Source organism: Bordetella genomosp. 8 (assembly GCF_002119685.1).
Classification (GTDB): domain Bacteria; phylum Pseudomonadota; class Gammaproteobacteria; order Burkholderiales; family Burkholderiaceae_B; genus Bordetella_C.
Window position 1 is genome coordinate 109,424 of sequence record NZ_CP021108.1, and the last position, 26,969, is coordinate 136,392.

Sequence of the window (26,969 nt, forward strand, 5' to 3'; positions counted from 1 at the left end):
TGCCTACAGTCCCGCCGGCAGGTCGGCGCCCAGCCACTTGCGCGAGATGGCGTTCAGCGAGCCGTCCTTCTTGGCTTCCACCAGTATCGCGTCGAGCTTGGCCTGCAGCGCCGGTTCGTTCTTGTTCAGGCCGATGAAGCACGGCGAGTTCTTGATCAGGAACTTGGTTTCGGGTTTCTTGGGCGGGTTCTTCGCCAGGATGGCGGCGGCGACGACGTTGCCCGTGGCGATCAGCTGCACCTGGCCCGACAGGAAGGCGGAGATGGTGCCGTTGTTGTCTTCGTAGCGCTTGATGGTCGCGCCTTCGGGTGCGATCTTGCTCAGCTCGATATCCTCCACCGCGCCGCGCGTGACGCCGACGGTCTTGCCGACCAGGTCTTCCGGCTTGCTGGCCTTGATATTGGCGGGGCCGAACACGCCGTTGAAGAAGGGCGCGTACGCGGCGGAGAAGTCGATCACTTTTTCGCGCTCGGCATTCTTGCCCATGCTGGAGATGACCAGGTCGACCTTGCCGGTCTGCAGGTAGGCGATGCGATTGGCGCTGGTGACGGGGACCAGTTCCACCGTGACATTCAGCCGGCTGGCGATCAGCTTGGCGGTGTCGATGTCGTAGCCCACGGGCTTGAGGTCCGGGCCGACCGAGCCGAAGGGCGGGAAGTCCTGAGGTACCGCGACGCGGATGGTTCCGGCCTTCTGGATATTCTGCAGGGCGTCGGCGCTGGCGGTGCCGGCGGCCAGGACGGTGGCGGCGGCACACGCTGCCAGCAGAAGGTGTCTACGGTTCATGGGCTTCTCCGGTATTCGTGCCGATGGGCACGGCTTGTTTGCACACTAAAACGGTATACAAAACCGAACGCAAAATGCGTGCCATCTGCTCGACTGGAGGGATCGCGGGGCACGGGCGCGCGTAGAATGCGCGGGCAGCCCGCGATGCGCACCCTTGTGGTGCGCGGACGCACCAGGACGATGCGCATCGGCCGCGTCCGGGCGTGCCGCGCGAGTGTTGGAAAATTGCGTCAGCGCTACGCCGGCTTGTCCACCACGACGCCGTGCCACCCCATGCCAGGGTAGGTTTCGTAGCCCGGCGTGCGCGCATAGCCGCACAGGGTCGCGCCATCCGCGTAGTAGCCGCTGGCCTCGTCCATGCCGGCGCGCAGTTCGAAGCGGTCGCTCAGCAGGCCCTTGCCGTCGGTGCTGGCGATGATGCGCTGGCGCGCATCGACGATCATGCAGCGTACCGCTCTGCCCGGTTCCGGCGCCAGCCGCACGTTGGCCAGTACGCCCGCCGCCTGTTTGCGCCAGTCGAAGAAAACGGCCAGTACGCCGACCGGGCCGTTGTTCGACTCGCCTTCGTAGACGCCGGCGGCATAGATCGCGGCCTGTGACCCGCCCAGCGCCGGTACGCACTCGATGTCGCAGCTGGCGTATTCCTCCGGCCCGCCGCTGGCCATGGCCTGCCGGAACCACTCCGTGGACGCGACGTTCCTGTTCGCGGCGTCCGGATAGACGTCGGGCCGTCCGTTGCACAGCACGCGGCCGGCGGGATCGACGATCCAAATGTCCAGGTAGACGGTATAGGTATCGAGGATGATGCCGAGTCGCTGGGCCGCATGGCGCGCGGTGTCGGCGCCCGGCTCGCACAGCGCCGCCGTGACGGCGGTGTCGGCGGCCCACCAGCGCACGTCGCAGGTGCGTTCGTACAGATTGCGGTCTATGGTTTCGATGGCGTTGAGCGCCAGGTCGGCCAGGCGCTGGCCGCGGCTGCGGCGCAGTTCGTTGTTGACGCTTTCGCCCAGCTGGCGCAATTCGGCCTGCAGCGAATTGGCCAGGGCCTCGACCCGCTCGGAAACCTCCCGCACGCGGCCCGCGACGATGGCGAAGCCGCGTCCCGCCTCACCCACGTGCGATGCCTCGATGGCCGCGTTCAATCCCAACAGGCGGGTTTCCAGCGTGATTTCCTTGATGTCGCGGATCTTGCCGCTGGTGATCTTGCCGATCCACTGCGACAGATCCGCGATGGTCTGGGCTTCTTCCATGATATTTCCGAGCGTGGTCAGGCCGGCGGCCGCCGGATATGTCGTTCGATGACTACGTTTGGAAATACTATGAAATATCGTTGTGACAGAACAGCTTTTTTTGCGATTCGAACGGTACAAACCCGGCTTTCGGCATAGGCAGGAGTGCAAACGCGTCGCGACGGTGCGTGGGGACGGGCTCAATGCACGAAACCGTGCGTCGATCGCGGCCGTTCAGGTGAGCAACGCAGCCACCAGGCCGCTGTCGCCGCTTGCGTCGGACTCGAAGTCCAGCCCTTGTTCCACGTGGTCCAAGTGCTCGATCATCAGCTGGCAGGCGCGCTCGACGTCGCCCTCGCGGGCGGCCTCCAGGAAGGCGTGGTGTTCGTCGGACGAGCAGGCGGCGTCCACCGTGGACTGGTACAGCACCGTGATGATGGCGCTGCGCGCGGAGAGTTCGCGCAGCATTTCGGTCAGCACGGCGTTGCCGGCGACCTCGGCCAGCAGGGTATGGAAATCGGCCAGGAGCCGGTTGCGCAGCTGGACGTCGCCGCCCGCCACCGCCTTGCGTTCCTGCTTCAGGTGCTGCTCGATGCGCTTGTAGTCCGCCGGCCTGGCGCGGGCGATGAACTCGCGGGCCATGGCGGTTTCCAGGATGCGGCGCACCGCGAAGATTTCCCGCGCCTCCGCCGCGCTGGGTTTGCTGACGAAGGCCCCCTTGTCCGGCACGGTGCGGATGAGCTTGTCCTTGGACAGCATCAGCAGCGCGGCGCGGATCTTGGTGCGGCTGACGCCATAGGCGCGCGCCAGCGCTTCTTCCCGCAGCCGGGTACCCGGGGGCAGGCGATGGGCGACGATGGCCGCCGCGATATCGCGGGCGATGTGCTCGGTGCTGGTGTCGGCGGCTGTCGATGCGGGCATGGGAATGTTGCGTAACGGACCGGCGCGTGCGCCGGCGATCGTCAAGTCTAACCAATTTCAGGCCACATAGATTGCATACAAAATTTACATGCATTAGAGTGGTCGGCATGACTTCCCACACCGCATCGCTGATTTCCTTCATCGACGGCCAGCACGAGCGCCAGACGGCCTTCCTGCGCGAGCTGGTTCGCGTGCCTTCCGACAATCCCCCCGGCGACTGCGCGCCCATCGCGCGCCGTGCCGCCGCCTTGCTGGGCGAGCTGGGCATGCAGGTCGAAGCCTACGAGGTGCCGCAGGAACTGGTGCAGGGCAATGGCATGAAGTCGGCGGTCAACCTGATCGTGCGTCATCGCTTCGGCCCGGGCGGTCCGGTGATCGCCTTGAACGCGCATGGCGACGTGGTGCCGCCGGGCGAGGGGTGGCAACGCGACCCTTATGGCGGGCAGATCGAACAGGATGCGCGGCATGGTCCGGTGATGTACGGCCGCGGCGTCGCGGTATCCAAGTCCGATTTCGCCACGTATACCTGGGCCCTGCTGGCGCTCAGGCACGCGCAGCAGGCGGGCGCCGCCCTGCGCGGCTCGGTCGAGTTGCATTTCACGTTCGACGAGGAAGTCGGCGGGGAGATCGGTCCGCGCTGGTTGCTCGACCAGGGATACAGCCGGCCGGACTATGCCTTGTCGGCGGGCTTCGGTTATGCGATCACGTCGGCGCATAACGGCTGCCTTCATGTGGAGGTTTCCATCCAGGGCCGCCAGGCGCATGCCGCCATGCCGGAGACCGGCGTCGATGCGCTGGAGGCCGCCACGCACGTGCTGCAGGCGCTGTACGCCTTTCGCGCCGAACTGGCTGGCCGGCGTTCCGCCACGCCGGGCATAGGCGCGCCCACCTTGAACGTCGGCCTGATACAAGGCGGCATCAATACCAACGTGGTGCCCGACCGCGTCAGCTTCCGCATCGACCGCCGCATGATTCCGGAGGAAGCGGGCCATGACGCGGAAGGCGAGCTGCGCCGCATCGTCGATGGCGCGATCGCGCAACGGCCCGGCTGTGCCGCGACCGTCCGGCGCATCATGCTGGCGCAGCCGCTGACGCGGCTGCCTGGGGCGGAACACCTGATCGAGCCGCTGCGGCGGCACGCCGAGGCCATCACGGGCGCGGAGATTCCCGTGCATGGGGTGCCGCTATACACCGACGCGCGGCACTACACGCAGCGCGGGATACCCACCGTGCTGTATGGCGCCGGGCCGCGCACCCTGGTCGAGGCGGGTGGCCATAACGCCGACGAGAACCTGCGGTTGGAAGACCTGCGCAAGGCGACGCAGGTGGTGGCGCTGACGCTGGCGGATCTGCTGGACGCCGGCAGCTAGTTTCCCGCCAGGGTCGCGTCCAGGCCCAGCAGGAAAGTCTCGGTCACCTGCGCGGCCAATTGCACATCCTGCTCCGTCACGGTCTCCAGCGGATTGTGGCTGATCCCGCCATTGCCGCAGCGCACGAACAGCATGCTCACCGGCGCCGCCTTGGCGACCATCATGGCGTCGTGCCCGGCGCCCGACGACAGCTCATGCACCGGCACGCCGTGGGCGGCGATCGCCGCCGACCATAGCGAACGCTGCGCGCCCTCGCAGGGCGTCGCCGGCACGCGCATGATCTCTTCCATCGCATGGCGCACACCCCGGCGCGCGCAGATGGCGGCGATCTCCGCGTCCAGGTCGGCCAGCGCGGCGTCGCGCGCGGCATCGTCGGGCGCGCGCACGTCCAGGGACAGCCGGCAGCAGCCGGGGATGACGTTGACCGAGCCGTCCGGTACCTCCAGCCGGCCCACGGTTCCCACCAGCCCGTCGCCCCGCCCGCAGCGCCGCTCCACGGCCAGGACGATTTCGGCGGCGGCGCAGGCAGCGTCGCGGCGCATATCCATGGGCGTGGTGCCCGCGTGGCCGGCCTGGCCTTCCAGCGTCAGCAGCCGCCGCACGCCACCCGCGATCGCACTGACCACGCCCACCGCGAGACCGCGTTGCAGCAGCACCGGGCCTTGCTCGATGTGTACCTCGAAGTAATGCGCCAGCGCGCCGGGTTCGCCCGCGGACGCGCCGGTCTCGCTGGCCTGGCTGGACGCGACCATCGACGGCGTATCCGCGCCGGCGCCGGCGTGATGCAGGGATCGATCGCGCAATGCATCCGGGTCGAAGCCGGCGTCGCGCATCGCGTCGCGCATCGCGATCCCCTGCGCATCGCGGCGGTCCAGCGCGGACAGATCGAAACGCCCGACGTAGGCGGACGAGCCCAGGAAGGTGCTGCCGAAGCGCAGGCCTTCTTCCTCGGCGAAACCGACGACCTCGAAATCGTAGGGCAGGCGGCGCCCCTGTGCGTGCAGGTCGGCCACGATGGCGATGGGCAGCAGGATGCCCAGGCGTCCGTCGTAGCGGCCCCCGTTGCGCACGGTGTCGTAATGGCTGCCGGTCGATACCAGCCGCGCCGGCTGCCGTTCAGGGGCGGCGCGATAGCGGCCGATCACATTGCCCACCGCGTCGTGCCGCACGTCGTCGAAGCCCGCCTCGCGCATCAAGGTCTCCAGCGCGGCGGCCACCGCGCGGTGCGCGGGGGTCATGTAGGCGCAGGTCAGGTGATCCGGGTGATCGGAATGCCGGGCCAGGGCGTCGGCCCAGCGCAGGATGCGTTCGCCGCGGGGGCGCAAGGCGGTGGAGGACATGGAGAATTCCGCGCTGTGGGGAGCCTGCATTTAACGCCAATACACAAACTTTGTATACAGGACTCGGGGCGGTCGGGTGGTGGACGCCGTCGTGTCCGCCCCATCGGTCCGGCGGCCGCCGCCCGCTACGCCGCGGCTTCGATCGCCTGCGGCGGCCTTCAATGATGCTTTTTTACCGCGCGCCGCAAATTCCTGGCGGCCCGACACCTGTCTCGCCGCATCAGGGTGATAAATTTAGCCTCTTGCCCGCCGATATCCACGGCGGCGCAGGGTTTCTTCTTCCTTCAACCAGGAACAGCCATGGAATTCAGCCAGTACAACGTCAACACCCTCATGGAGATCACTTCCCGCCCGGACCTCGTGTTCGTGCGAGGACAGGGATCCTGGCTGGAGGACAACGCGGGCAAGCGATACCTGGACTTCATCCAGGGCTGGGCGGTGAACTGCCTGGGCCATGGCGCGCCTGAAATGCTGCGGGCGCTGAACGAGCAGGGCGCCAAGCTGATCAACCCCTCGCCGGCGTACTTCAACGAACCCTCGCTGAATCTGGCCCAGCGCCTGACCCAGGCTTCGGTGTTCGATCGCGTCTTCTTCGCGAACAGCGGCGCCGAAGCCAACGAAGGCGCCATCAAGCTGGCGCGCAAGTGGGGCAAGGTCAACCGCAACGGCGCCTACAAGATCATCACCATGGACCACAGTTTCCATGGCCGGACGCTGGCGACCATGTCGGCGTCGGGCAAGCCGGGCTGGGGCACCATGTTCGCGCCGCAGGTGGACGGCTTCCCCAAGGCCAACCTGAACGACCTGGATTCGGTGCACAAGCTGATCGACGCGCAGACCGTCGCCATCATGCTGGAACCGGTGCAGGGCGAAGGCGGCGTGATCCCCGCCACGGCGGAATTCATGCAGGGCCTGCGCAAGCTGGCGGACGAGCACGGACTGCTGCTGATCGTCGACGAAGTGCAGACCGGCATGGGCCGCTGCGGCACCATGTTCGCCTATCAGCAGTTCGGCATCACGCCGGACATCATGACGCTGGGCAAGGGCATCGGCGGCGGCGTTCCGCTGGCCGCCTTGCTGGCGCGCCAGGACGTCAGCGTGTTTTCGCACGGCGAACAGGGCGGCACCTATAACGGCAACCCGCTGATGACGGCCGTGGGCGTGGCGGTGTTCGACGTGCTGAACGCGCCGGGCTTCATGGAAACCGTGCAGGCGCGTGGCCGCCAGTTGTCCGAAGGCCTGCTGAAGCTGTCGGCCAAGTGGGGCATGCACGGCGAACGCGGCGCCGGCCTGCTGCGCGCGCTGGTCATGGACCGCGACGATGGCCCGGCCATCGTCGACGCCGCGCGCAAGCTGGAGCCGCAGGGCATGCTGCTGAACGCCCCGCGCGCCAACCTGCTGCGCTTCATGCCGGCGCTGAACGTGACCGAGCAGGAGGTCGACCTGATGCTCGACACCCTGGACGGCATCATCGCCAGGATGCGCGGCTAGGCGCTCGCCCTTCGGGCGCGGTGCTTCACTTGAGTGATATGAGCACCGCGCCTTCGGGCACCTGGTCGCCGACCGCGTAGAACAGTTCCGCCACTTCGCCATCCGCGGCCGCGGCGATGGTGTGTTCCATCTTCATGGCTTCCATGACCAGCAAGGGCTGGCCCTTGCTGACGGTATCGCCGGCGCTGACGCCGATGGAAATGATCTTGCCCGGCATGGGCGCGCTCATGTCGCCGCCGTGTTCGCCGTGGTCCTGCCCCGCGCGTGCCAGCGGATCGTCCAGCAGCAGCTGGCGCGCCTCGCCGTCGTGGAAGACGTGCACGCCATCGCCCGACCACACCGCCGTGCCCCGGACTTCGCGCTCGCCCATGACGACGCGCAGCTCCCAGGCCTGGCCAAGGTCGTCGCCCGGCGTCGATTCGATATGCAAGCTTGCTTCGCCATCGATATCGATGGTCCAGGCGCCATGTCCGCGCTCGGGTTCGCGCTTGAGCAGGACCTTGCGCGGCCCGTCGGCGGTGCCGGCGGGCTGGTCCAGCCACTGCACGGTACGTTCGTAGCGGGCATCCACGCGCCAACCATCGCGGACGTCCCAGGGATCCGCCGCGCGGCCCGCGGCACCCGACATCGATGCCGTCGCGCATGCGGATGCCGACACGCCCTCGCGCGCTAGCAGCGCCGCCGTCGCCAGCGCCAGCATCTCGCGTGACGCGGGGTGAGCGGCAGGCAGCAGCGTTTCGTGCCGGCGCTCGATCAGCCCGGTGTCCAGGTCCGCCGCCGCGAAGGCGTCGTCCCGCATCAGGCGGCCGAGAAACGCCGTGTTGGTGTGCACGCCCACCACGCGCACCTGTTCCAGCGCCTGCGCCATGCGCACCCGCGCGACGTCGCGGTCTTCGCCGTGCACGATCAGCTTGGCGATCATGGGATCGTAGTAAGGCGTGATCGCATCGCCGGTGCGCACGCCGCCGTCCACCCGCACCGCACCGCGCGTGAAAGCGCTATGCGGCGGCAAGGCCAGGTACCGCAGCGTGCCGATCGAGGGCAGGAAGCCGGTATCCGGATTTTCCGCGTAGATCCGCGCTTCGATGGCGTGGCCGCGCAACCGCAGATCCTGCTGTCTGGCCGGCAAGGGTTCGCCGGCGGCCACGCGCAACTGCCACTCGACCAGGTCCACGCCCGTGATCATTTCCGTCACCGGATGCTCGACCTGCAGCCGCGTATTCATCTCCATGAAGTAGAAGCGGCCATCCGGCTCGGCAATGAATTCGACGGTACCGGCGCCCACGTAACCCACCGCGCGCGCGGCGGCCACCGCGGCTTCGCCCATGGCCTGGCGGCGCTCTTCCGTCATGCCGGGCGCGGGGGCTTCCTCGATCACCTTCTGATGGCGCCGTTGCACCGAGCAGTCGCGTTCGAACAGATAGATGCAGTTGCCCTGTGTGTCCGCGAACACCTGGATTTCGATGTGGCGCGGCTTCTGCAGATAGCGTTCGATCAGCACCCGGTCGTCGCCGAAGCTGGAGGCGGCCTCGCGCCGGCACGAAGCCAGCGCGTCGGCGAAATCCGCGCCGTCGCGCACGATGCGCATGCCCTTGCCGCCGCCGCCCGCGCTGGCCTTGATCAGCACCGGGTAGCCGATGGCGTCGGCCTGGCGCCGCAGGAAATCGGCATCCTGGTTGTCGCCGTGGTAGCCCGGCACCAGCGGCACGCCGGCTTTTTCCATGAGTTGCTTGGCGGCCGACTTGCTGCCCATGGCGGCGATGGCTTCGGCGGGCGGACCCACGAACACCAGCCCCGCCGTCGCGACGCTTTGCGCGAAGCCGGCGTTTTCCGACAGGAAACCATAGCCAGGATGGATGGCCTGCGCGCCCGTCGCCTGCGCGGCCGCCAGGATAAGGTCGCCGCGCAGATAGCTGGCCGCCGGCTCGGCGGGCCCCAGGCGCACGGCCGTGTCGCAAGCGGCCACGTGGGCGGCTCCCGCATCGGCGTCGGAATATACGGCTACCGTCCGTATGCCCAGGCGGCGCGCGGTCGCGGCGACCCGGCAGGCGATTTCACCGCGATTGGCGATAAGCAGAGTTGAAAACACGCGGGCTCCCGATCACAGACAACTACATGCGGAACACGCCGAAGCGGGTTTCCGGTATGGGCGCATTCAAGGCGGCCGACAGGCCCAGCGCCAGCACGCGCCGCGTATCCGCGGGCGCGATGATGCCGTCGTCCCAGAGCCGCGCCGTGGCATGGTAGGGATGGCCTTCGCGTTCGTACTGCTCGCGGATGGGCGCCTTGAAGGCTTCTTCCTGTTCGGCCGACCACGTGCCGCCCTTGGCCTGGACGCCATCGCGCCGCACCGTCGCCAGCACGCTGGCGGCCTGTTCGCCGCCCATGACGGAGATGCGCGCGTTGGGCCACATGAACAGCAGGCGCGGCGAATACGCGCGTCCGCACATGCCGTAATTGCCGGCGCCGAACGACCCGCCGATCAGCACGGTGAACTTGGGCACCGCGGCGGTTGCGACGGCGGTGACCATCTTCGCGCCATGGCGCGCGATGCCTTCGTTCTCGTACTTGCGGCCGACCATGAAGCCGGTGATGTTCTGCAGGAACACCAGCGGAATACGCCGTTGCGCGCATAGTTCGATGAAGTGCGCGCCCTTCTGCGCCGACTCGGAAAACAGGATGCCGTTGTTGGCGACGATGCCCACCGGCATGCCGTACACGTGCGCGAAGCCCGTGACCAGCGTCTGTCCGAAGCGCGCCTTGAATTCGTCGAAGGCGGAATCGTCGACGATGCGCGCGATGACCTCGCGCACGTCGTAGGGCTTGCGCGTATCCGCCGGGATGATGCCGTTCAATTCCTGCGGGTCGTAGCGCGGCTCGCGCACCGGCTGCAGCGCCAGCGGCCGCGGCTTGTTGAGGTTCAGCCGGGCCACCGCGTCGCGCGCCAGCCGCAGCGCGTGATGATCGTCCGCCGCCAGGTGGTCGGCCACGCCGGACAGCCGCGTATGCACGTCGCCGCCGCCCAGGTCTTCCGCGCTGACTTCTTCGCCGGTGGCGGCCTTCACCAGCGGCGGGCCGCCCAGGAAGATGGTCCCCTGGTCGCGCACGATGATGGACTCGTCGCTCATGGCGGGCACGTAGGCGCCGCCCGCCGTGCACGATCCCATCACCACCGCGATCTGCGCGATGCCGTCGGCCGACATGACGGCCTGGTTGTAGAAGATGCGGCCGAAATGGTCGCGATCGGGAAAGACGTCTTCCTGGCGCGGCAGGTTGGCGCCGCCCGAGTCCACCAGGTAGATGCAGGGCAAGCGGTTCTGCGCGGCGATCTCCTGCGCGCGCAGGTGCTTCTTGACGGTCATCGGGTAATAGGTGCCGCCCTTCACGGTCGCGTCATTGCACACGATGACGCATTCCGTGCCGGACACGCGGCCGATCCCGGTGATCAGGCCGGCCGCCGGCGCTTCGCCGTCGTACATGCCATGCGCGGCCAGCGGCGACAGCTCCAGGAACGGCGAGCCCGGGTCCAGCAGGTGTTCGACTCGCTGGCGCGGCAGCAGCTTGCCGCGAGAGACGTGCTTGGCGCGGGCGGCTTCGCCGCCGCCCTGCGCGGCGGCCGCCATCTGCGCGCGCAGATCTTCCAGCAAGCCTGTCATCACGCGGGCGTTGTCCTGAAAGTCCTGCCCGCGCGGGTTGATGCGCGATTCGATGATGGCCATCGCCGCGCGCGCCTTACAGCATCTCGATGGCCATGGCCACGGCTTCGCCGCCGCCGATGCACAGCGTGGCGACGCCGCGCTTGCGCTCGTTCTTGCGCAGCGCGCCGACCAGCGTGGCCATCAGCCGCGCGCCGGAGGCGCCGATGGGATGGCCCAGCGCGGTGGCGCCGCCGTGCACGTTCACCTTGCTGTGCGGGATATTGAATTCTTTCATCACGCCCATCGTGACCACCGCGAACGCCTCGTTCACTTCATAGAGGTCGACGTCTTCCGCGCGCCAGCCGGTCTTCTGGAACAGGTTCTTCAGCGCGCCGATGGGCGCCGTGGTGAACCATTGCGGTTCCTGGGAATGCTGGGCATGGCCGACGATGCGCGCCAGCGGCTTCACGCCGAGCTTGTCGGCGGTGGACTGGCGCATCAGCACCATGGCGGCGGCGCCGTCGGAAATCGACGCGGAGGTCGCGGCGGTCACCGTGCCGTCCTTCTTGAAGGCGGGCTTCAGGGTAGGGATTTTTTCCGGCATGGCCTTGGTCGGGGCTTCGTCGGTGTCGATGACGGTATCGCCCTTGCGCCCGGCCACCGTCACCGGCGTGATTTCCCATTTGAAGCTGCCGTCTTCCGTGGCCGTGCGGGCGCGCCGCAGCGATTCCGTGGAAAACGCATCCTGTTCTTCGCGCGTGAACTCGAAGCGCTTGGCGCAGTCCTCGGCGAACACGCCCATGGCGGTGCCGCGCTGGTAGGCGTCTTCGAGGCCGTCCAGGGCCATATGGTCATAGACGGTGGAATGGCCGTAGCGATAGCCCTGGCGGCCCTTCATCAGCAGATAGGGCGCATTGCTCATGCTTTCCTGGCCGCCGGCCACCACGACTTGCGCCGAACCGGCCGCCAGCAGGTCGTGGCCCAGCATGGCCGCCTTCAGGCCGGACCCGCAGACCTTGTGCACGGTGGTGCAGGCCACGCCTTGCGGCAGGCCCGCGCCCAGCGCGGCCTGGCGGGCCGGCGCCTGGCCCTGGCCGGCCTGCAGCACGTTGCCCATCAGGACTTCGTCCACCTGCTCGGGCTTGAGTCCGGCGCGCTCGACGGCGGCCTTGATGGCGACGGAACCCAGCTCGTGCGCGGCCAGGCCGGACAAGCTGCCCAGCATGCCGCCCATGGGGGTGCGCGCGACGGAAACGATGACGATGGGATCGGACATGATGGACTCCTGTTCAGCGGGGCGGCCTGGCCGCCGTCATGGATGCGCCCTGGCCTTGGCGGCAGTGGCGCGGGTTCGTTCGGGTGTAGGTTCTCAGGTTCGGTTCTGGCGGAATCGTGCGGGATCTGTCCGGCACGGCGTGCCGGCGTGGCCTTACGCGGTTTCGTTGAAGAGTTCGCGTCCGATCAGCATACGGCGGATTTCGCTGGTGCCGGCGCCGATCTCGTACAGCTTGGCGTCGCGCCACAGGCGGCCGGTGGGAAATTCGTTGATGTAGCCGTTCCCGCCCAGGATCTGCACGCCTTCGCCGGCCATCCAGGTGGCCTTTTCAGCGGTGTACAGGATGAGCGCCGCGCAATCCTTGCGGATCTGCCGCACGTGGCCCGCGCCCAGGCGGTCCAGGTTGCGGCCGACCGTGTAGCAGAAGGCCCGGCTGGCCTGCAGGCCGGCATACATATCGGCCACCTTGCCCTGGATCAGCTGGAATTCGCCGATGGCCTGGCCGAACTGCTTGCGGTCGTGGATATAGGGCACCACCACGTCCATCACGGCCTGCATGATGCCCAGCGGGCCTCCGGCCAGGACGGCGCGTTCGTAGTCCAGCCCGCTCATCAACACCTTGACGCCGCCGTTGATCTCGCCAAGGACGTTTTCCGCGGGGACTTCGCAGTCCTGGAACACGAGCTCGCCCGTATGGCTGCCGCGCATGCCCAGCTTGTCCAGCTTCTGCGCGACGGAAAAGCCGGCAAAGCCCTTTTCCACCAGGAAGGCGGTGATGCCGCGCTGCCTGGCTTCCGGATCGGTCTTGGCGTAGACGACCAGCGTGTCCGCGTCGGGACCGTTGGTGATCCACATCTTGCTGCCGTTCAATACGTAGCGGTCGCCTTTCCTGTCCGCGCGCAGGGTCATGCTGACGACGTCCGAGCCCGCGCCGGGCTCGCTCATCGCCAGCGCGCCCACGTGCTCGCCGGAGATCAGCTTGGGCAGGTAGCGCTGCTTTTGCGCCTCGGTGCCGTTGCGGTTGATCTGGTTGACGCACAGATTGGAGTGGGCGCCGTAGGACAGGCCCACCGAGGCGCTGGCGCGGGAGATTTCCTCCATGGCCACCATGTGCGCCAGGTAACCCATATCGGCGCCGCCGTAGGCTACGCTGGCGGTCATGCCCAGGACGCCCAGGTCGCCGAGCTTTTTCCACAAATCCATGGGGAACTGGTCGCTGCGGTCGATTTCCGCCGCCCGGGGAGCGATCTCCGCCTGGGCGAAACGGCGCACGCTGTCGCGCAGCAGGTCCAGGTCTTCGCCCAGATCGAAACTCAGGCCGGGAATTTCCATGCATGTCTCCTCAGAGGGTGCGTCGCACGCTTCGGCTGGAAGGCGCGCCGTGGCCGTGGGCCATCTTGCGCCAGCCGCCCGGCCGGATGCAATGCTGCGGCGCTTATATTACGTTTACGTAAACGTTAGATCAATACGGCATTTCTACGGGTCGTGGCTACGGTGTTCTGGCGGCGGTCCTTTCAGGGTCGCGGGGCGATGGGTTTACGGGTTATGGGGGTACGGGCCTAGGGTTACGGGCCAAGGATTACAGGCCGAGAGGCCTCAGCGCCCGCCGTCCAGCAGGCGGCGGCATTCGGCTTCCTGCGCCGCGATCTCGCCCAGGGTTTCCTCGATGTCCTGCCGCTGCCGCTCCAGCGCGTCCCGGTGGCGGGTCAGCACGGCCAGGTACTGGCGCAGCTGCTGCGCCTCGGTATCGCCCGGACCGTCATACATGTCGATCAGCGTACGGATTTCCGACAGCTGCAGGCCCAGCCGCTTGCCGCGCAGGGCCAGCTTGAGCCGGGTGCGGTCGCGCGCGTCGTAGACGCGGTTGCGGCCCTCCCGCGACGGGCTGACGATGCCCTGGTCCTCGTAGAACCGGATCGTGCGCGGCGTGATGTCGAACTCGCGGGCGAGTTCGGAGATGGTCCAGGAGGCGGGTGGCATGGCGTTGGCAGCTTACGTAAACGTCAATTATGATGGCCTGAACGCCACCGTCAAGCTGGGAGTAGCCGTTATGAACCCGAATGAGCACAAGCTGGAGTATCCCTGGGGCGACAGCCAGCCCGAAGCCGGCATTGCCCGCGAGCTGGCCCCGGGTGTCCGCTGGGTGCGCATGCCGCTGCCCTTTGCCCTGGACCACATCAACCTGTGGCTGCTGCGCGATGAAATCGACGGCCGCCAGGGCTGGACCGTGGTGGATACCGGCATCAGCCGGGATGAAGTGAAAACCCTGTGGGAAAGCATATTCGAGCACCAGTTGGATGGCCTGCCGGTGCTGCGGGTGCTGGTGACCCATATGCATCCGGACCACGTCGGCCTGGCCGACTGGATCTGCCGGCGCTGGAACGCGCCGCTGTGGATGACGAATACGGACTATGCCGTCGCCTGCCTGTTCTCGCGGGGCGGCACCGGCACCAGCGGCGGCGCGGGGGCGGGCGGCGATGACGCCGTCGCCCACTTCGCCCGCCACGGCCTGGTCGATCCGGACGCCCAGCAGCAGATACGCGAGCGCGCCGGCTACTACCCCAACCTGGTGCCCGGCATGCCGGCCCGCTTCACGCGCATCATGGACGGCGACCTGATACGCATCGGCGGCCATGAATGGCGCGTCATCGTCGGCTACGGCCATGCCCCCGAACACGCCTCGCTCTATTGCGCCGCCCTGAACGTGCTGATTTCCGGCGATATGGTGCTGCCGCGGATTTCGACCAATATCAGCGTCTTCAACTACGAGCCCGAATCCAACCCCTTGCCCCTGTACCTGCGGTCGCTGGACGGCTACGCCGGCCTGCCCGCCGATGCGCTGGTATTGCCTTCCCATGGGCGCCCTTTCAAGGGCCTGCACGAGCGCATCGCCCAGCAGCATGCCCACCACGCCGATCGTCTCGCCGAGGTCGTGGCCGCCTGTGCCGAACCCCGCAGCGCTTTCGATATCGTGCCCGTGCTGTTCAGGCGCAAGCTCGACCTGCATCAGATGACCTTCGCGATGGGCGAATCGCTGGCGCATCTGCACGCGCTGTATTTCGACGGCAGCCTGACGCGGCGGACGGGCGACGACGGCATCGTGCGCTTCACGGTCGCCCTGGGCGCCGCCCAGGCCTCGCCGGTGAAGATGGCATCATAGGCGGACTGGCAACCGTTTCATCCGTCTCATGGCTTCCGATTCCAAGCACCTCGACACCCTGCTGCAGCACACCGGCATCGCCGGATTCGATCCCGCCACCGGCGCCGCGCCGGTAGGGCTGCCGCCGGTGCGCACCAGCACCGTGCGGTTCCAGAGCCTGGCCGCCCTGGAAGAAGCGGAACGCCGCAAGGCGGCCGGCGAACGCGTGGTGGCCTACGGCCGCATGGGCCTGGATACCCACGTGGCGCTGGAAGACGTGTTCAAGCACCTGGAGCTAGGCACGCACTGCTACCTGGCGCCGTCCGGCCTGTCGGCCATCACCCTGGCGTTCATGTCGCTGCTGTCCGCCGGCGATCATGCGCTGGTCGCCGACAACGTCTACGGCCCGGTGCATTCCCTGGACCAGGCGGTGCTGAACCGGATGGGCATCACGCTCACGTATTTCGCGCCCAATTACGACGACATCGATGCCCTGGTGCGGCCGAACACGCGCCTGCTGTACGTGGAGTCGCCTGGATCGCTGTTGTTCGAAATGCTCGATATCCCGGCGCTGGCGGAAAAGGCGCGACGGCATGGCCTGGTGCTCGCCACCGACAATACCTGGGGCTCGGGCTATATCTACCAGCCGCTGGCGCTGGGCGCGCAGGTGTCGGTGGTCGCCGGCACCAAGTACGTCGGCGGCCATTCCGACCTGATGCTGGGCGCGGTGGTCACCAATGACGAAGCGCTGGCCCAGCGTATCAACAAGACCCAGTACGCCATGGGCTATTCGATCAGCGCCGACGACGCCTGGCTGGCCTTGCGCGGGGTGCGCACGCTGCCCTTGCGCCTGGCGCAGCATGCGCGCAATGCGCTGCAGGTATGCGATTTTTTGTCGACGCGGCCGGAGATTGCCCGGCTCTATCATCCGGCGCTGCCGTCCGACCCCGGGCATGGCTTGTGGCAGCGCGACTGCACCGGATCCAACGGGATGATGGCCGCGGCGCTGCGCCTGGCGCCGGCGCAGGCGCGCGTCTTCGTCGACAGCCTGAAGCTGTTCAGCATCGGCTATTCGTGGGGCGGCTTCGAAAGCCTGGTGCAGCTGGTGTCGCCTGACTATCTGGCCGGGCACCGGTACTGGCAAGGCGATGCTCCCGCCCTGGTGCGCCTGCATATCGGCCTGGAATCGCCGGCGGACCTGATCGATGACCTGGCCCAGGCGCTGGATCGCGCGTCGGCCTCGGCGGCATCGTAGGGAACGGTCAGCGCACCGACGTCGCCAGCCGCAGGGCCAGGCCGGCGAAGACCACGCCCGCGCAGATATCCAGCATGCGGCGGGCGCGTGGCGAACGCTGCAGCATCGCCCCCGCCGCCCCGGAAAATACCGCGATCGCGCCGAAGACCAGCAGGGTGGCCAGCATGAAGACCGCGCCCAGCACCACCACTTGCAGCCCGACAGGCCCGGCGGCCGGCGTGGTGAACTGCGGCAGGAAAGCCAGGAAGAACAGCAAGACCTTGGGGTTGGTCAGGTTCATGACGATGCCGCGCGCATACAGCGCGCCCGGACGCAGCCGGGGCGGCTCGGCGCCCGCGGCCGTCGTCGCCGGCGCGCGGAACGCCTGCCACGCCAGATAGGCCAGGTAGATCGCGCCGGCCCACTTCAACGCGGTGAAGGCCAGCGGCGAGGCTGCGAACACCGCCGCCAGGCCGGCCGCCACGGCGGCCGTGTGGCCCAGCAGTCCGGTGCACAGGCCCAGCACCACCATCAGTCCCGCCGAACGGCCCGAGCGCGCGGACTGCATCAGCACGAACAGATTGTCGGGGCCGGGCGCGAGCGCCAACAGCACCGCGATGCCGAAGAAGCTGCTCAGGGTATGGAGGTCCGGCATTGCCGATCCGATTTGATTCGCTGCGCCGCCTGCGGCGTGGCCTATGGGCACGCCGCCGCGTCCGCGTCGACGGCGTGCGCCATCGACTTACTTGCCGTCGCGCGCCATCGGGATCAGCTTGTTCACTTCATCCAGCGCGCCCTGGTAGCTGTTGCCCGCCATGACCGGCGAGGTCAGGAACTTGCCGCCGACCAGATAGGAAGGCGTGCCGTCGATGTTCGCCTGCTTGGACAGCTGCGTGGCGCGCTCGGTCTGGGTGTTGACGGAGAAGGAATCGAAGACCTCCTCGAACTTCTTGCGGTCGACGCCCTGCGCGGCGACCCAATCGGCCATGGCCGACTTGGTGAACAGCTGCTTGTGTTCCTGGTGGATGGCGACGAACACCTTGGTGTGCAGGTCCGGGCGATTCAGGGCCTGCAAGGTGTAGTACAGCTGCTGCAAGGGCTTCATGGCCGCGTTGAAGGCCACCGGCACCTGGACCAGCACCACATCCGCCGGTGCGGTCTTGGCCCAGCTTTCCACCATGGGTTCCATGGCGGCGCAGTGCGGGCAGGTGTAGGCGAAGAACTCCATGACCTCGATCTTGCCGTTGTGGTCGCTGGGGATCGGCGGATTCACCACCTGGTAGGGCTGGGCGCCGGCCTGCGGCGCCTGGGCATGGCTGGCGGGCGCGAACAAGGCCGTGGCGGCGAGGGCGGAAACCGCCAGCAGGCGGCTAAGCAATTTGGTCATGTCGGTGTGAATCCCGGGTTGAGGTCTGGAGAGTGTGCTGCCGGCGCGACGGCGCCTGCGGGGCAGGCGCGTGCGGCGGCAGGTCTGGACAGTAGAGACAGGCGCGCGGGAAACGAGTTCCGCCGCGCCTTATTGGCGGACCACCGCCACTTCGATTTTGTTTTCTCCCAGCCGGGTGCGGGCGCGGTTCATGTCGTCCAGCCTGGCGAAGGGTCCGACCCGTACGCGGTTGATCGGCTTGCCGTTGACTTCGGCGCGCTGCACGGCGACGGGCAGGCCCAGCAGCAGGATGCGCGCCTTGAGCGCCTCGGCGTCGTCGGCGCCGCGGTAGGCGCCGGCCTGCAGGAAATATTTCCCGCCGGCATCCTTGGCCGTGTCGCGCGCGGCCGGGCTGGCGCTGGCCACCGCGGGCGGCTTGGCCGCGGCCTTGTCCGCCGTTTTTTCCGCCGGCTTGTCGGCGGATTTTTCGGTCGCGCGCGCCGCCGGCTCGGGCGTCGACGGCAGCGTGGCGATCAGCGCGCCCAGGTCATCCGCGCCCTGCGGACCCGCCCCCGATTCGGGCGCGGACGGCGTGGCGGCCGTCGACGGCGGCTGCGCGGCCGTCGGGCCGGTGGGCGCGGTGCCGGCGGCGCCATCGCGGCCATACAGGCCGGCGTTGGGATCCGGCGCGTTGCGTACGTCGGGCAAGGGACTCTGGTCGGCGTTGCGCGAGGCGCGATCGACGAAGGGGACCGGTGCGCGGGTCACGTAGAAGGCGACGGCGGCGGCCACGATCAGGCCGATCAGCAGGCCGGTCAGTACGCCATACAGCGTGCTGCCGCGTTCGGACGATCGCTTGGCGGGCTTGCCGGTCTTGCGGGGTTTGCGTGCGGCGGCCATGTGCACCTACATGCGCTGGGGCGCGTTGACGCCCAGCAGTGCGAGCCCGTTGGCCAGCACCTGGCGGGTGGCCGACGCCAGGCGCAGGCGGGCGCGCTTCAGGGCGATGTCGTCGACCAGCACGCGTTCGGCGTTGTACCAGGCGTGGAAATCGGCGGCGCAGTCGCGCAGCCAGAAGGCGACGTGATGGGGCGCCAGTTCCTGAGCGGCGAGCTGGATGACGTTGGGGAATTCGGCCAGTCGCTGCATCAGGGCGAATTCGGTCGGCGCCGTCAATCGTTCGATGCCGGCGTCGGCGATGTCCTGCTCGCCTTCGCCCGACTGCCCGACCATCGAGCAGATACGCGCATGCGCGTACTGGATGTAATAGACGGGGTTTTCGTCGCTTTGCGACAGCGCCAGGTCGACGTCGAAGACGAACTCGGTATCGGCGCGGCGCTGGATCAGGAAGTAGCGCACGGCGTCGCGGCCGACCCAATCGATCAGGTCGCGCATGGTGACGTAGCTGCCGGCGCGCTTGGAGATCTTGACCTCCTCGCCGCCGCGCATCACCTTGACCATCTTGTGCAGCACGTAGGCGGGATAGTCCTTGGGTATGCCCAGGTCCAGCGCCTGCAGGCCGGCCCGCACGCGCGCCACCGTGCCGTGGTGATCGCTGCCCTGGATGTTCACCGCGCGGTGGTAGCCGCGTTCCCATTTGTTGACGTGATAGGCCACGTCCGGCACGAAATAGGTGTAGCCGCCTTCACGCTTGCGCATGACGCGGTCCTTGTCGTCGCCCGTGCCCAGTTCCGTGGTGCGCAGCCACAGCGCGCCGTCCTGTTCGTAGGTGTGGCCGCTGGCGACCAGCCTGCTCACCGTCTGTTCGACGCGGCCGCTGGTATACAGCGAGCTTTCCAGGAAGAAATTGTCGAAGGTCAGGTCGAAGGCCTGCAGGTCGCGGTCCTGCTCGCGGCGCAGATAGGCCACGGCAAAGCGGCGGATGGCGTCGAGGTCGTCGACGTTGCCGCTGGCGATGGTTTCCTCGCCGTCGGCCGCGCGGACGGCGGCGCCCGCCATGAAGTCCCTGGCGATATCGACGATGTATTCGCCCTTGTAGCCGTCTTCCGGCCAGCCTTCGGCGTCGGGGCCGATGCCCTTGGCGCGGGCCTGCACGCTGATGGCCAGGTTGTGGATCTGGTTGCCGGCGTCGTTGTAGTAGAACTCGCGCATGACGTCGTGGCCGGCGGCGTCGTACAGGCGGCAGATGGCGTCGCCCAGCGCGGCCTGGCGCGCATGGCCGACGTGCAGCGGTCCGGTGGGATTGGCCGAAACGAATTCCACCAGCACCTTTTCGCCGTGGCGCGCGGCGCGGCCGAAGGCGTCGCCCTGTTGCGCGATGGCGGCCAGCACGGCCTGCCGCGCGGCGGCGGTGATGCGGATGTTGATGAAACCGGGGCCGGCGATCTCCGCGGCGTCGACGATGTCGCGTGCACGCGGGTCGGCGGACAGCGCGTCGACAATCGCTTGCGCCAGTTCGCGCGGATTGCGTTTGGCGGCCTTGGCCACTTGCATGGCCACGTTGGTGGCCACGTCGCCGTGGGCCGCGACCTTGGGGCGTTCCAGCAGGATGGTGGGGCGCGCCTCGGGCAGCAGGGTGCCGACGGCGTCTTGCAGCAGGGAAACGAGAAGGTGCTGTTGCTCAGGGAGCATGGGGACTCGGAAAAGACGGGAAAACAGGCGGCGGACGCAAGGCCGCGAATTACGGGATGATACCGTGATTTAAGCCCGCGCCGCGCCGCGCGCCGGGTGCCGCGCCGGGGCGCGGGGGTGGTCCGGACGCGGCGGCGCTGGGGCCATCCGTGCCTTCAGTGCGCGATGTCCAGGTCCAGCGTGCGGCGCAGCCATGCGCGGTACGCCGCCATGTCCACGGTGCCGACCACGGGGTTGCCGCCGTGCGCCCAGCCGTCCACGCGGCGGATGACGGCTTCCACTTCGGCGCGCGCGGCGTCGCCGTACTGGGGATGCAGCCCCTGATACGGCACCACGCGATGGCCGTCGGCATTGCCGACGGCGCGGTCGTCGTTGTTGGCACGGGCGCGTCGGCCGCGTTCGTCATGCAGCAGGGGATTGTCGACCCGTTGAAACGCCGCGGGTGGCGGCAGGAACGCCGCGCCCGCCGATTCCGCCTGCTTGAGCATCCAGGCCAGCGCGACGTCGGACAGATCGCCGCCGGGACGCGCGGTATCCGCATCGGCGCCGCGCGGCAGGTAGCCCCCGCCGATGTCGCCATGGGCGCCGATGAAGGGCGCGGTGACCCGCATGCGGCCGTTGGTGCCGTTGGTGCGATCGGTACCATCGGCGCTGTTGGCATCATTGGCGCCATTGGTGTCATTGGTGCGACCGGTGCCCTCGGTGCCGGCCCGCTCGGCCTGGACGATCAGCGGAAAAACGGCGCGATGCTCATGCAGCGCGATCGCATGCGCGATCCACCGCCATTCGGCGGAAGCCGCGAAGTTGTAGTCCGCATCCCCCGATCCCAGGAAACCGAACTGCGCCACCGTGTCGAACAGGCCGATGAAGCGCAGATCCGCGCAGGCGGTCACCGTGCCCTGCACAGGGTCGCGCACCCAGAACCTTCCGTTCCGATAATGATCGGCGATCATGTTGCTGAAATGCAGGGCCAGGGCCGCCCCGCGCGAATAACCCAGCAGGTCGATCGCCACGCCCGCCTGCCCGTTCCATGCGACGTGCCGCAGCAATGCAGCCCATTGCGTTTCCAGGATGGCGGGCGCCGATCCCGCGGTGGCGGCATCCACCCACCGCGGTGACGTGAAGCCGGGCCCATGGTGATAGAAGATGGGACCGTCCCGGTACCAGTTTCTCATCAGCCCGACGTTGGTGCGCGCGGGGATATCGCGGTTGGTGCCGTCGAACGCGAACAGGAGCAGGCCGAACGGGTCGATGTGCCGGCGCGGCTGTTGGTCTGCGTAACCATAGGCCTGGGTGTCGGGCCGCGGGCCCGCGGGATCCGGTTCCAGATAATGCCCCATGCGTGGATCGTAGGTGCGCAGATAGTTGTCATGCAGGCCTGTCGCCGGATCGTGGAGATGGCCCGGCTGGCGCAGCGGCATGGCAAGGTCGCCGTCGGTCGCCAGCACGGCGCCGGTGGGCGACCACAAGGCGCGCCAACGCAGCCGGCGCGACGCATCGGTGACGGCGTGCGGCAGGCCGATGGCGTCCGCGTGGATGGCATGGAAGACCGGCGCGGCGGTCGCGCGGCCACGTGCGTTGACGCCGGCGCCGGCGCGGACCGTGCTGCTCAATGGACGCGGCTGTGGATAGACGATCATGGCGATCGGCACCCAGCCCGCGTACACGAAACGCCGCGTGACGCCGACACCGCCCGCCGGCAGCGGCTGCGCGATCGCCGCCAGCCGGTTCGATGCGTACAGGTATTCCTCCGTACGCCCGTCGGCACGGCGGCGTATGCGTTCGCCATAGGCGTTGTGCGTATAGCGCGCCAGCTCCCGTCCACGGACGCCCGCAACGGCCCCGGCCCCGGCATCGGCACCAGCACCAGCACCAGCACCGGCTCCGCCTTGGCCGCGTGTCACGCTGGCCAGCCTTCTGTCCGGACCATAGCGCAGGCGCAGATCGCCGTGCGCGGTCGGCAGGCCGCTGGCATCGCGCCGTGGATGATGCACCTGCGTGCCGGCGTCGTCCCCCACCGCGTACGCATCGCCCGTCCGGCGCCAGGCGATCCGCCACGCGTGATGCGCTTCGGCCTCGCCATCCTTGCGCAGCGTCGCCGTGGCGGCCAGCAACTGGCCCTGCGCATCGCGTCCATAGCCGTAGGCGCCCTGCCAGCCGGCCACCCGCAGCGTCTCGTCCACGATGCGTCCCGCCGCGTCGTAGCGCAGGCGTTGCAGCAATACGGGCGGCCGATCGGGCGCCGAGGGATCGTCCACCACCAGCGCCTCGAGCGCGCCGTCCCGCGCGACGCCGCGCGTGCGCAGGCCATTGCCATGCCGGTACCCTCCCGCCGGCAGCGCACGCAGCAGCTCTTGTTTGCGGTCGCCATCGTGCCAGGCGACGCGGCTGACGCGTCCGCTGGCGTCGTATGCGTAAGTCAGATACCCGCCTTCCGGGAGATCGTGCCGGACGACGCGGCCCGCGTCATCGCGCCGATAGCCTTCGCGATACGCATAGGCGATATCGCCCGCCTGCAGCGCGGGGCGATGCACGATGCGCGCGGTCAGCCTCCCCTGGCCGTCGTGGCGCCGCGTCTCGCGTTCGTGAGGATGGACGATGCTGGTGGGCGTCGCGCCATGCCAGGCAACGACCGTGCGCAGGGCGCCCGCCGCCGAATGCATGATGACTTCGACGGGGCGGCCGTCGTCGTCATACGCGTAGCGCCAGATGTCGCCGTTCGCGTAGCGGCGTTCCGTCACGCGGCCGTGGCTGTCGTGCCGGCGTGTTTCCTGGCCCGTGGCGTCGGAAGACCAGGCGGCCAGGGGCGCGCCCGGATGCGCCGCATCGAAGGTCAGCGACAGGCCCGCCCAACCCGAACGCGACGCGCGCAGGTGCAGCAGGCGGCCATCCGCGGCGCGTATGAAACGCAGCTCATTGACCCGGGTCGCATTCCCATGCGCGTCGTATTCCGCATGCAGGCCGGGCGCCGCGCATCCGGGACATCCCGCGCCTTCCACGCGAAGGAGCACCGGCCGCCCGCCACGGATGGCGGTGTGGAAGTCCGTCGCGCCGGACGGTCCGTGTACGCGGGTCAGGCCGATAGCTCCGCTGGCTGACGGCGCGGCCACATAGCTGATTTCCACGCGGTCGCGGGCCGACTCCGGCGTGCCGTGCGTCGACAGCACCGCGCGGCCCTGCGCGTCATAGGCCCAGCTGTGCGTGCGCAACGGTGGCCTGTCCGGCGCCGTGCGCCATGAAATACCGGTCAGCAGATAGGGATCGCCGCCGTGCAAGCCGGGTTCGTGCGCATATTCCCTGCGCCAGCCGGCGGGATGGTCGACCGCGACAAGGCGGTAGGCACGGCGGTAGGCACGGCGGTCAGCACGGCGTTCGGGTGGCACATCGTGGGTGTAGACGTAGGCGCCATAGCGGCTGTCGATGCGGGCCAGGCGGGCGCCCGCGCCGCCCGTTTCGTAGACGAAGCGCAATGCCTCGCCATGCTGATCGACGACCTCCGTGATGTAGGCGTCCTCGCCTTCGGCGCGTACGATGCGAACATGATCGCCGCCGCGATCGCCGATGCGCGTGAGCCGTCCGCGGCCATCGAAGTCCAGCACGCGTCCGTTCGCCCAGTGCCAGCGCCAATGCCAGGACGCTGGCGTTGGCAGCGGCATTGGCATCGGCGTCTGCGTGGGCATGGGCGTTGGCGTTCGCACGGACGCGGACGCAGCCACGGCCATGGCCGCGTCCCGCGCGCCGCCGGCGCGCTCCAGGCGCCCTGTTCCTGGCGCAAGCGGCCGACACGCCGTGGCGCAATCGAAATCGACGCGGCTGCCGTCGGCCTGCGCGATCTGCACCCGCGTGCCGCCATCGCGCGCATGCAGGCGCGTGTCGTAGGACAAGGTCCACCCGCGTCCCAGCGGGCCGCCGCGCGGGTCCATCGCGTTGTAGTGCCGCACGATCTCCAGGCCGATGCTGGCGCTCGCGCCGGGAAGGTCCACTTCACGCTGGTATTTGTTGCCGGACACCAGATGGATGGGATTGCCCGCGCCCAGGTTCAACGCCGGCGCCGCGCTGCCCTGCGTGGCCACGCCGCCCGCCGGGCACGGCTGGCCCAGGCGCGATGCGGAGCAAACACCTTCGGCGGCGTCCGTGGCCGAGGCGGACACCGCCATCGATGTGATCATCAACGTGGCGATCGCCACGGTCCTGCTTCTACCCATGCCGGCCTCCTGCTGTTTCGGCAGGCCCAAGCATGCGATTGGCAGTCTTCCCGCGTTGGGGTAGTGTATGGATTCGTCTCTCGTGTAAGACCCTGGAATCACATCATGCTCATCTCGTTCCGCTCGAAAGCCGGCTCGGAAGTGCTAATGCTTTCGGATCACGCCGCACCGCTGCTGAAGGCAGCGGGAAAGTCCCTGCCCGATGGGTTCCCGGAGCGCGGCGTGTTCACGCCCGACCAGCTGCAACAGGCGATCGCCGGCATCGAAAAGGCGGTGGCGCTGGCGCCGAAGAATCCGGAAGACCAGGACAAGGACAGCGATCCAGACGCGCCCGCCGCGCATCCGATGTCGCGGCCCGTGGGCCTGCAACAACGTGCCTATCCCTTGCTGGACCTGCTGAAGAAAGCGCTGGACAAGGGCGTGAACGTCACCTGGGAATCGGCCTCGTCCTGGTAAGCCACGGCGCCCCGCGGCACGGCACCAGTGGCACGGCACCGGTGGCACGACACAAGTGGCACGACACAAGTGGCACGACACAAGGAGCCCCCATGCGCGCAGACGTTTCGATCCTCTACGATGCCCGCCGAGCCGTCCATCTGGTCGCCCAGGTGGAGCCCACGCCCGACGCCGCGGCGCGCGCGCGTGAATGGTTCGACCATAATTGGGAAGCCCTGGGCTGCGAACCCTTGCGGCCCAGCGGCAAGGTGCTGCTGCTGGACAAGATACTGGGCGTGGCCGACGCGCTGGGCTACGACCTGCTGGCCGTGGATACCACGCGCGCCCAGGAATTCGCGCGCCATGCGGCGCTGGCGCTGGGCCGATCGCGCATCACCGTCGATCTGCCCGGGCAGGCCGTGGGTTATTGACCCGCCTCAGCCCTGCGGCCGCAGCTTGTCGTGCATCCACTTGGCGATGCTCAGCAGGCGGTGATCGTCGCCCTTGCGACCGACCGCCTGCAAGCCCACGGGCAGCCCGTGTGGCCCCGTGGCGAAAGGCAGGTGCACGCAGGGCAGGCCGAACATGGTCCAGACCCGGCCGAACAAGGGATCGCCCGTGCCCTGGTCGGCAAAGGGCGCTTCGCCCGGCGCGCTGGGCGTGAGCAGCACGTCGAATCGGTCGAACCACCCGCTTACACGGCCATAGAGATCCCGCGAACGCTGCAGGTTGGCCTGGTGGCGTGCCTCGTCTATCGTATCGCCGCCCTGCAGCAAGGCCAGCAGGCCGGGGCTGATCTGGCTGGCATGGCGTTCGCGTTCCAGGGCCAGCGAGCGCGAGGCCTCGTACGTCATGATGTCGGATTGCAGCTGCACCAGTGCGCAGCATTCCGGCGGCAGATCCACTTCCTGCACCACGGCGCGGGCGCGCGCCAGCGTTTCCGTGGCTTGCGCCATGGCGTCGCGGGTCTCGGGCAGCGTGTGGCGCCATTGCGGCGTGCGGTAGATGCCGATGCGCGGGGGGCCGTCGTAGTCCAGCCGGCGCAATTCCGGCTTGCTCATGAGCACGGAGGCCACCAGCGCCGCATCGCCCACCGTGCGCGTCAAACAGCCCACGGTATCCAGCGAAGGCGCCAGGCTCTTCACGCCGTCGCGCGGAATGCTGCCGAAGCTCGGCTTGAATCCCACCACGCCGCAATAGGCGGCCGGCCGCACGATGGATGCCGCCGTCTGGGTGCCCAGCGCGAAAGGAATCATGAAGTCGGCCACCGCGGCCGCCGACCCGCTGGATGAGCCGCCCGGCGTATAGGCGGTGTTGTGCGGGTTGCGCGTCAGCGGCGCCTGGAAGGTGGCGAATTCGGTGCTGACCGTTTTACCCGCCACCAGGGCGCCCGCCTGGCGGCAAAGCGTGACCGCGGCCGCATCGGCTTCGGGCCGGTGATCCTTGTAGATCGCCGATCCATAGGTGGTGGGAAATTCCTGCGTGTCGAAGACGTCCTTGACGCCGAACGGCAGGCCGTGCAGCGGACCCGTGATGGGGCCGTTATCCAGCGCCTGTGCATGCGCCAGGGCCGCATCCTTGTCCAGCGCAGCCCATGCATGCACGCTGTCGTCGCGTTGTTCGATGCGCGCGAAACAGGCGCGCAACAGTTGTACCGCGGACAATTCGCGCCGCTGCAACATACGGACGGCATCCAGCGCCGTCAATCGATTCAAAACCATAGCCATTCAATAACTTCCTCGGCGCATGCCGTCCTTGCAATGGCGCGGCTGCGCATCCTCGCCACAGCGCCACGCCGAGCGGCAGCTGTCCTCCGCCAGCAGCCATTGTGCCAGCCCCATGGGGCCAGACCATTCGTGTATTCCCGTGGCGGCGCGCCGGAAAGCGCGGTCGCGACGGGGGGGGCTTGCGGGAAGCTGAACAGTCGCCGCGAGGGCGGCATCGGCC

The 26,969-nt window shown here is 68.4% G+C and carries 21 protein-coding genes; 6 read left to right on the forward strand and 15 right to left on the reverse strand.

Going from position 1 to position 26,969, the window contains the following annotated elements; translation table 11 throughout:
- Positions 1 to 3: 3 nt before the first annotated feature.
- From CAL12_RS00495 to CAL12_RS00505, 3 genes are all read right to left on the reverse strand, one after another.
- The gene (locus CAL12_RS00495; protein ID WP_086062686.1) at positions 4 to 786 is read right to left on the reverse strand and encodes a transporter substrate-binding domain-containing protein; all 783 of its coding nucleotides are present in this window, start codon (positions 784 to 786) and stop codon (positions 4 to 6) included.
- Between the two features lie 236 nt (positions 787 to 1,022).
- Entirely contained in the window at positions 1,023 to 2,219 is a 1,197-nt protein-coding gene (locus CAL12_RS00500) for a methyl-accepting chemotaxis protein (RefSeq protein ID WP_332458859.1), read from the reverse strand.
- Positions 2,220 to 2,249: 30 nt separating this feature from the next.
- Positions 2,250 to 2,936 (reverse strand): GntR family transcriptional regulator, encoded by a 687-nt coding sequence (locus CAL12_RS00505; protein WP_086067593.1) that lies wholly within the window; start codon positions 2,934 to 2,936, stop codon positions 2,250 to 2,252.
- Between the two features lie 107 nt (positions 2,937 to 3,043).
- Between CAL12_RS00505 and CAL12_RS00510 the strand changes: the two genes are divergently transcribed.
- Positions 3,044 to 4,306, forward strand: coding sequence for a M20/M25/M40 family metallo-hydrolase (locus CAL12_RS00510; protein WP_086067594.1), 1,263 nt, complete (start codon positions 3,044 to 3,046; stop codon positions 4,304 to 4,306).
- Here CAL12_RS00510 and CAL12_RS00515 read toward each other — a convergent pair.
- Positions 4,303 to 5,646: a hydantoinase/carbamoylase family amidase gene (locus tag CAL12_RS00515; RefSeq protein ID WP_086062688.1), complete on the reverse strand. Its 1,344-nt coding sequence runs from the start codon at positions 5,644 to 5,646 to the stop codon at positions 4,303 to 4,305. The two genes, CAL12_RS00510 and CAL12_RS00515, sit on opposite strands and share 4 nt — an antisense overlap.
- 300 nt (positions 5,647 to 5,946) lie before the next feature.
- Between CAL12_RS00515 and CAL12_RS00520 the strand changes: the two genes are divergently transcribed.
- Positions 5,947 to 7,137 carry an acetylornithine transaminase gene (locus tag CAL12_RS00520; protein ID WP_086062689.1) on the forward strand — a complete coding sequence of 397 codons (1,191 nt, stop codon included), beginning with the start codon at positions 5,947 to 5,949 and terminating at the stop codon, positions 7,135 to 7,137.
- Positions 7,138 to 7,162: 25 nt separating this feature from the next.
- On the opposite strand, the gene CAL12_RS00525 is transcribed toward CAL12_RS00520, so the two are convergent.
- The 5 genes from CAL12_RS00525 to CAL12_RS00545 form a co-directional block, all read right to left on the reverse strand.
- Positions 7,163 to 9,226 (reverse strand): acetyl/propionyl/methylcrotonyl-CoA carboxylase subunit alpha, encoded by a 2,064-nt coding sequence (locus tag CAL12_RS00525; protein WP_086062690.1) that lies wholly within the window; start codon positions 9,224 to 9,226, stop codon positions 7,163 to 7,165.
- A 22-nt stretch (positions 9,227 to 9,248) separates the two neighbouring features.
- A complete protein-coding gene (locus tag CAL12_RS00530) occupies positions 9,249 to 10,856 on the reverse strand; it encodes a carboxyl transferase domain-containing protein (RefSeq protein WP_086062691.1) in 1,608 nt (535 codons plus the stop codon).
- Between the two features lie 13 nt (positions 10,857 to 10,869).
- Positions 10,870 to 12,051 (reverse strand): acetyl-CoA C-acyltransferase, encoded by a 1,182-nt coding sequence (locus tag CAL12_RS00535; RefSeq protein ID WP_086062692.1) that lies wholly within the window; start codon positions 12,049 to 12,051, stop codon positions 10,870 to 10,872.
- 153 nt (positions 12,052 to 12,204) lie between these two features.
- Positions 12,205 to 13,383 carry an isovaleryl-CoA dehydrogenase gene (locus tag CAL12_RS00540; RefSeq protein WP_086062693.1) on the reverse strand — a complete coding sequence of 393 codons (1,179 nt, stop codon included), beginning with the start codon at positions 13,381 to 13,383 and terminating at the stop codon, positions 12,205 to 12,207.
- Between the two features lie 264 nt (positions 13,384 to 13,647).
- Entirely contained in the window at positions 13,648 to 14,031 is a 384-nt protein-coding gene (locus tag CAL12_RS00545; RefSeq protein ID WP_086062694.1) for a MerR family transcriptional regulator, read from the reverse strand.
- Between the two features lie 70 nt (positions 14,032 to 14,101).
- Here CAL12_RS00545 and CAL12_RS00550 point away from each other — a divergent pair, with 70 nt between their 5' ends.
- Together CAL12_RS00550 and metC are read left to right on the forward strand one after the other, a co-directional pair.
- Entirely contained in the window at positions 14,102 to 15,211 is a 1,110-nt protein-coding gene (locus tag CAL12_RS00550) for an MBL fold metallo-hydrolase (protein ID WP_086067595.1), read from the forward strand.
- Between the two features lie 28 nt (positions 15,212 to 15,239).
- Positions 15,240 to 16,445, forward strand: coding sequence for a cystathionine beta-lyase (gene metC / locus CAL12_RS00555; protein ID WP_086062695.1), 1,206 nt, complete (start codon positions 15,240 to 15,242; stop codon positions 16,443 to 16,445).
- Between the two features lie 7 nt (positions 16,446 to 16,452).
- On the opposite strand, the gene CAL12_RS00560 is transcribed toward metC, so the two are convergent.
- The 5 genes from CAL12_RS00560 to CAL12_RS00580 form a co-directional block, all read right to left on the reverse strand.
- Positions 16,453 to 17,079 carry a LysE family translocator gene (locus tag CAL12_RS00560; RefSeq protein ID WP_086062696.1) on the reverse strand — a complete coding sequence of 209 codons (627 nt, stop codon included), beginning with the start codon at positions 17,077 to 17,079 and terminating at the stop codon, positions 16,453 to 16,455.
- Between the two features lie 87 nt (positions 17,080 to 17,166).
- A complete protein-coding gene (locus tag CAL12_RS00565; RefSeq protein ID WP_086062697.1) occupies positions 17,167 to 17,811 on the reverse strand; it encodes a thiol:disulfide interchange protein DsbA/DsbL in 645 nt (214 codons plus the stop codon).
- Between the two features lie 129 nt (positions 17,812 to 17,940).
- Complete coding sequence (locus CAL12_RS00570) at positions 17,941 to 18,690, reverse strand: SPOR domain-containing protein (RefSeq protein WP_086062698.1); 750 nt, start codon at positions 18,688 to 18,690, stop codon at positions 17,941 to 17,943.
- Positions 18,691 to 18,696: 6 nt separating this feature from the next.
- Positions 18,697 to 20,382 carry an arginine--tRNA ligase gene (argS, locus tag CAL12_RS00575; protein WP_086062699.1) on the reverse strand — a complete coding sequence of 562 codons (1,686 nt, stop codon included), beginning with the start codon at positions 20,380 to 20,382 and terminating at the stop codon, positions 18,697 to 18,699.
- Between the two features lie 155 nt (positions 20,383 to 20,537).
- Positions 20,538 to 24,587 carry a DUF6531 domain-containing protein gene (locus CAL12_RS00580; RefSeq protein ID WP_086062700.1) on the reverse strand — a complete coding sequence of 1,350 codons (4,050 nt, stop codon included), beginning with the start codon at positions 24,585 to 24,587 and terminating at the stop codon, positions 20,538 to 20,540.
- Between the two features lie 105 nt (positions 24,588 to 24,692).
- Here CAL12_RS00580 and CAL12_RS00585 point away from each other — a divergent pair, with 105 nt between their 5' ends.
- Both CAL12_RS00585 and CAL12_RS00590 read left to right on the forward strand, forming a co-directional pair.
- On the forward strand, positions 24,693 to 25,043 hold the full coding sequence (locus tag CAL12_RS00585) for a DUF1840 domain-containing protein (protein ID WP_086062701.1): 351 nt from the start codon (positions 24,693 to 24,695) through the stop codon (positions 25,041 to 25,043).
- Between the two features lie 92 nt (positions 25,044 to 25,135).
- Positions 25,136 to 25,453 carry a hypothetical protein gene (locus tag CAL12_RS00590; RefSeq protein WP_086062702.1) on the forward strand — a complete coding sequence of 106 codons (318 nt, stop codon included), beginning with the start codon at positions 25,136 to 25,138 and terminating at the stop codon, positions 25,451 to 25,453.
- Positions 25,454 to 25,459: 6 nt separating this feature from the next.
- On the opposite strand, the gene CAL12_RS00595 is transcribed toward CAL12_RS00590, so the two are convergent.
- Positions 25,460 to 26,743: an amidase gene (locus CAL12_RS00595; protein ID WP_086062703.1), complete on the reverse strand. Its 1,284-nt coding sequence runs from the start codon at positions 26,741 to 26,743 to the stop codon at positions 25,460 to 25,462.
- Between the last annotated feature and the right edge of the window lie 226 nt (positions 26,744 to 26,969).

What these genes read in the sequence shown, in the direction of transcription:
- CAL12_RS00520 (WP_086062689.1), top strand. Translation starts at nt 5,947, where the DNA reads ATGGAATTCAGCCAGTACAACGTCAACACCCTCATGGAGATCACTTCC.
- CAL12_RS00550 (WP_086067595.1), top strand. Translation starts at nt 14,102, where the DNA reads ATGAACCCGAATGAGCACAAGCTGGAGTATCCCTGGGGCGACAGCCAG.
- CAL12_RS00585 (WP_086062701.1), top strand. Translation starts at nt 24,693, where the DNA reads ATGCTCATCTCGTTCCGCTCGAAAGCCGGCTCGGAAGTGCTAATGCTT.
- CAL12_RS00495 (WP_086062686.1), bottom strand. Translation starts at nt 786, where the DNA reads ATGAACCGTAGACACCTTCTGCTGGCAGCGTGTGCCGCCGCCACCGTC.
- CAL12_RS00515 (WP_086062688.1), bottom strand. Translation starts at nt 5,646, where the DNA reads ATGTCCTCCACCGCCTTGCGCCCCCGCGGCGAACGCATCCTGCGCTGG.
- CAL12_RS00545 (WP_086062694.1), bottom strand. Translation starts at nt 14,031, where the DNA reads ATGCCACCCGCCTCCTGGACCATCTCCGAACTCGCCCGCGAGTTCGAC.
- CAL12_RS00510 (WP_086067594.1), top strand. Translation starts at nt 3,044, where the DNA reads ATGACTTCCCACACCGCATCGCTGATTTCCTTCATCGACGGCCAGCAC.
- CAL12_RS00570 (WP_086062698.1), bottom strand. Translation starts at nt 18,690, where the DNA reads ATGGCCGCCGCACGCAAACCCCGCAAGACCGGCAAGCCCGCCAAGCGA.
- CAL12_RS00535 (WP_086062692.1), bottom strand. Translation starts at nt 12,051, where the DNA reads ATGTCCGATCCCATCGTCATCGTTTCCGTCGCGCGCACCCCCATGGGC.
- CAL12_RS00580 (WP_086062700.1), bottom strand. Translation starts at nt 24,587, where the DNA reads ATGGGTAGAAGCAGGACCGTGGCGATCGCCACGTTGATGATCACATCG.
- CAL12_RS00505 (WP_086067593.1), bottom strand. Translation starts at nt 2,936, where the DNA reads ATGCCCGCATCGACAGCCGCCGACACCAGCACCGAGCACATCGCCCGC.
- argS (WP_086062699.1), bottom strand. Translation starts at nt 20,382, where the DNA reads ATGCTCCCTGAGCAACAGCACCTTCTCGTTTCCCTGCTGCAAGACGCC.
- metC (WP_086062695.1), top strand. Translation starts at nt 15,240, where the DNA reads ATGGCTTCCGATTCCAAGCACCTCGACACCCTGCTGCAGCACACCGGC.
- CAL12_RS00565 (WP_086062697.1), bottom strand. Translation starts at nt 17,811, where the DNA reads ATGACCAAATTGCTTAGCCGCCTGCTGGCGGTTTCCGCCCTCGCCGCC.
- CAL12_RS00560 (WP_086062696.1), bottom strand. Translation starts at nt 17,079, where the DNA reads ATGCCGGACCTCCATACCCTGAGCAGCTTCTTCGGCATCGCGGTGCTG.
- CAL12_RS00595 (WP_086062703.1), bottom strand. Translation starts at nt 26,743, where the DNA reads ATGGTTTTGAATCGATTGACGGCGCTGGATGCCGTCCGTATGTTGCAG.
- CAL12_RS00540 (WP_086062693.1), bottom strand. Translation starts at nt 13,383, where the DNA reads ATGGAAATTCCCGGCCTGAGTTTCGATCTGGGCGAAGACCTGGACCTG.
- CAL12_RS00590 (WP_086062702.1), top strand. Translation starts at nt 25,136, where the DNA reads ATGCGCGCAGACGTTTCGATCCTCTACGATGCCCGCCGAGCCGTCCAT.
- CAL12_RS00530 (WP_086062691.1), bottom strand. Translation starts at nt 10,856, where the DNA reads ATGGCCATCATCGAATCGCGCATCAACCCGCGCGGGCAGGACTTTCAG.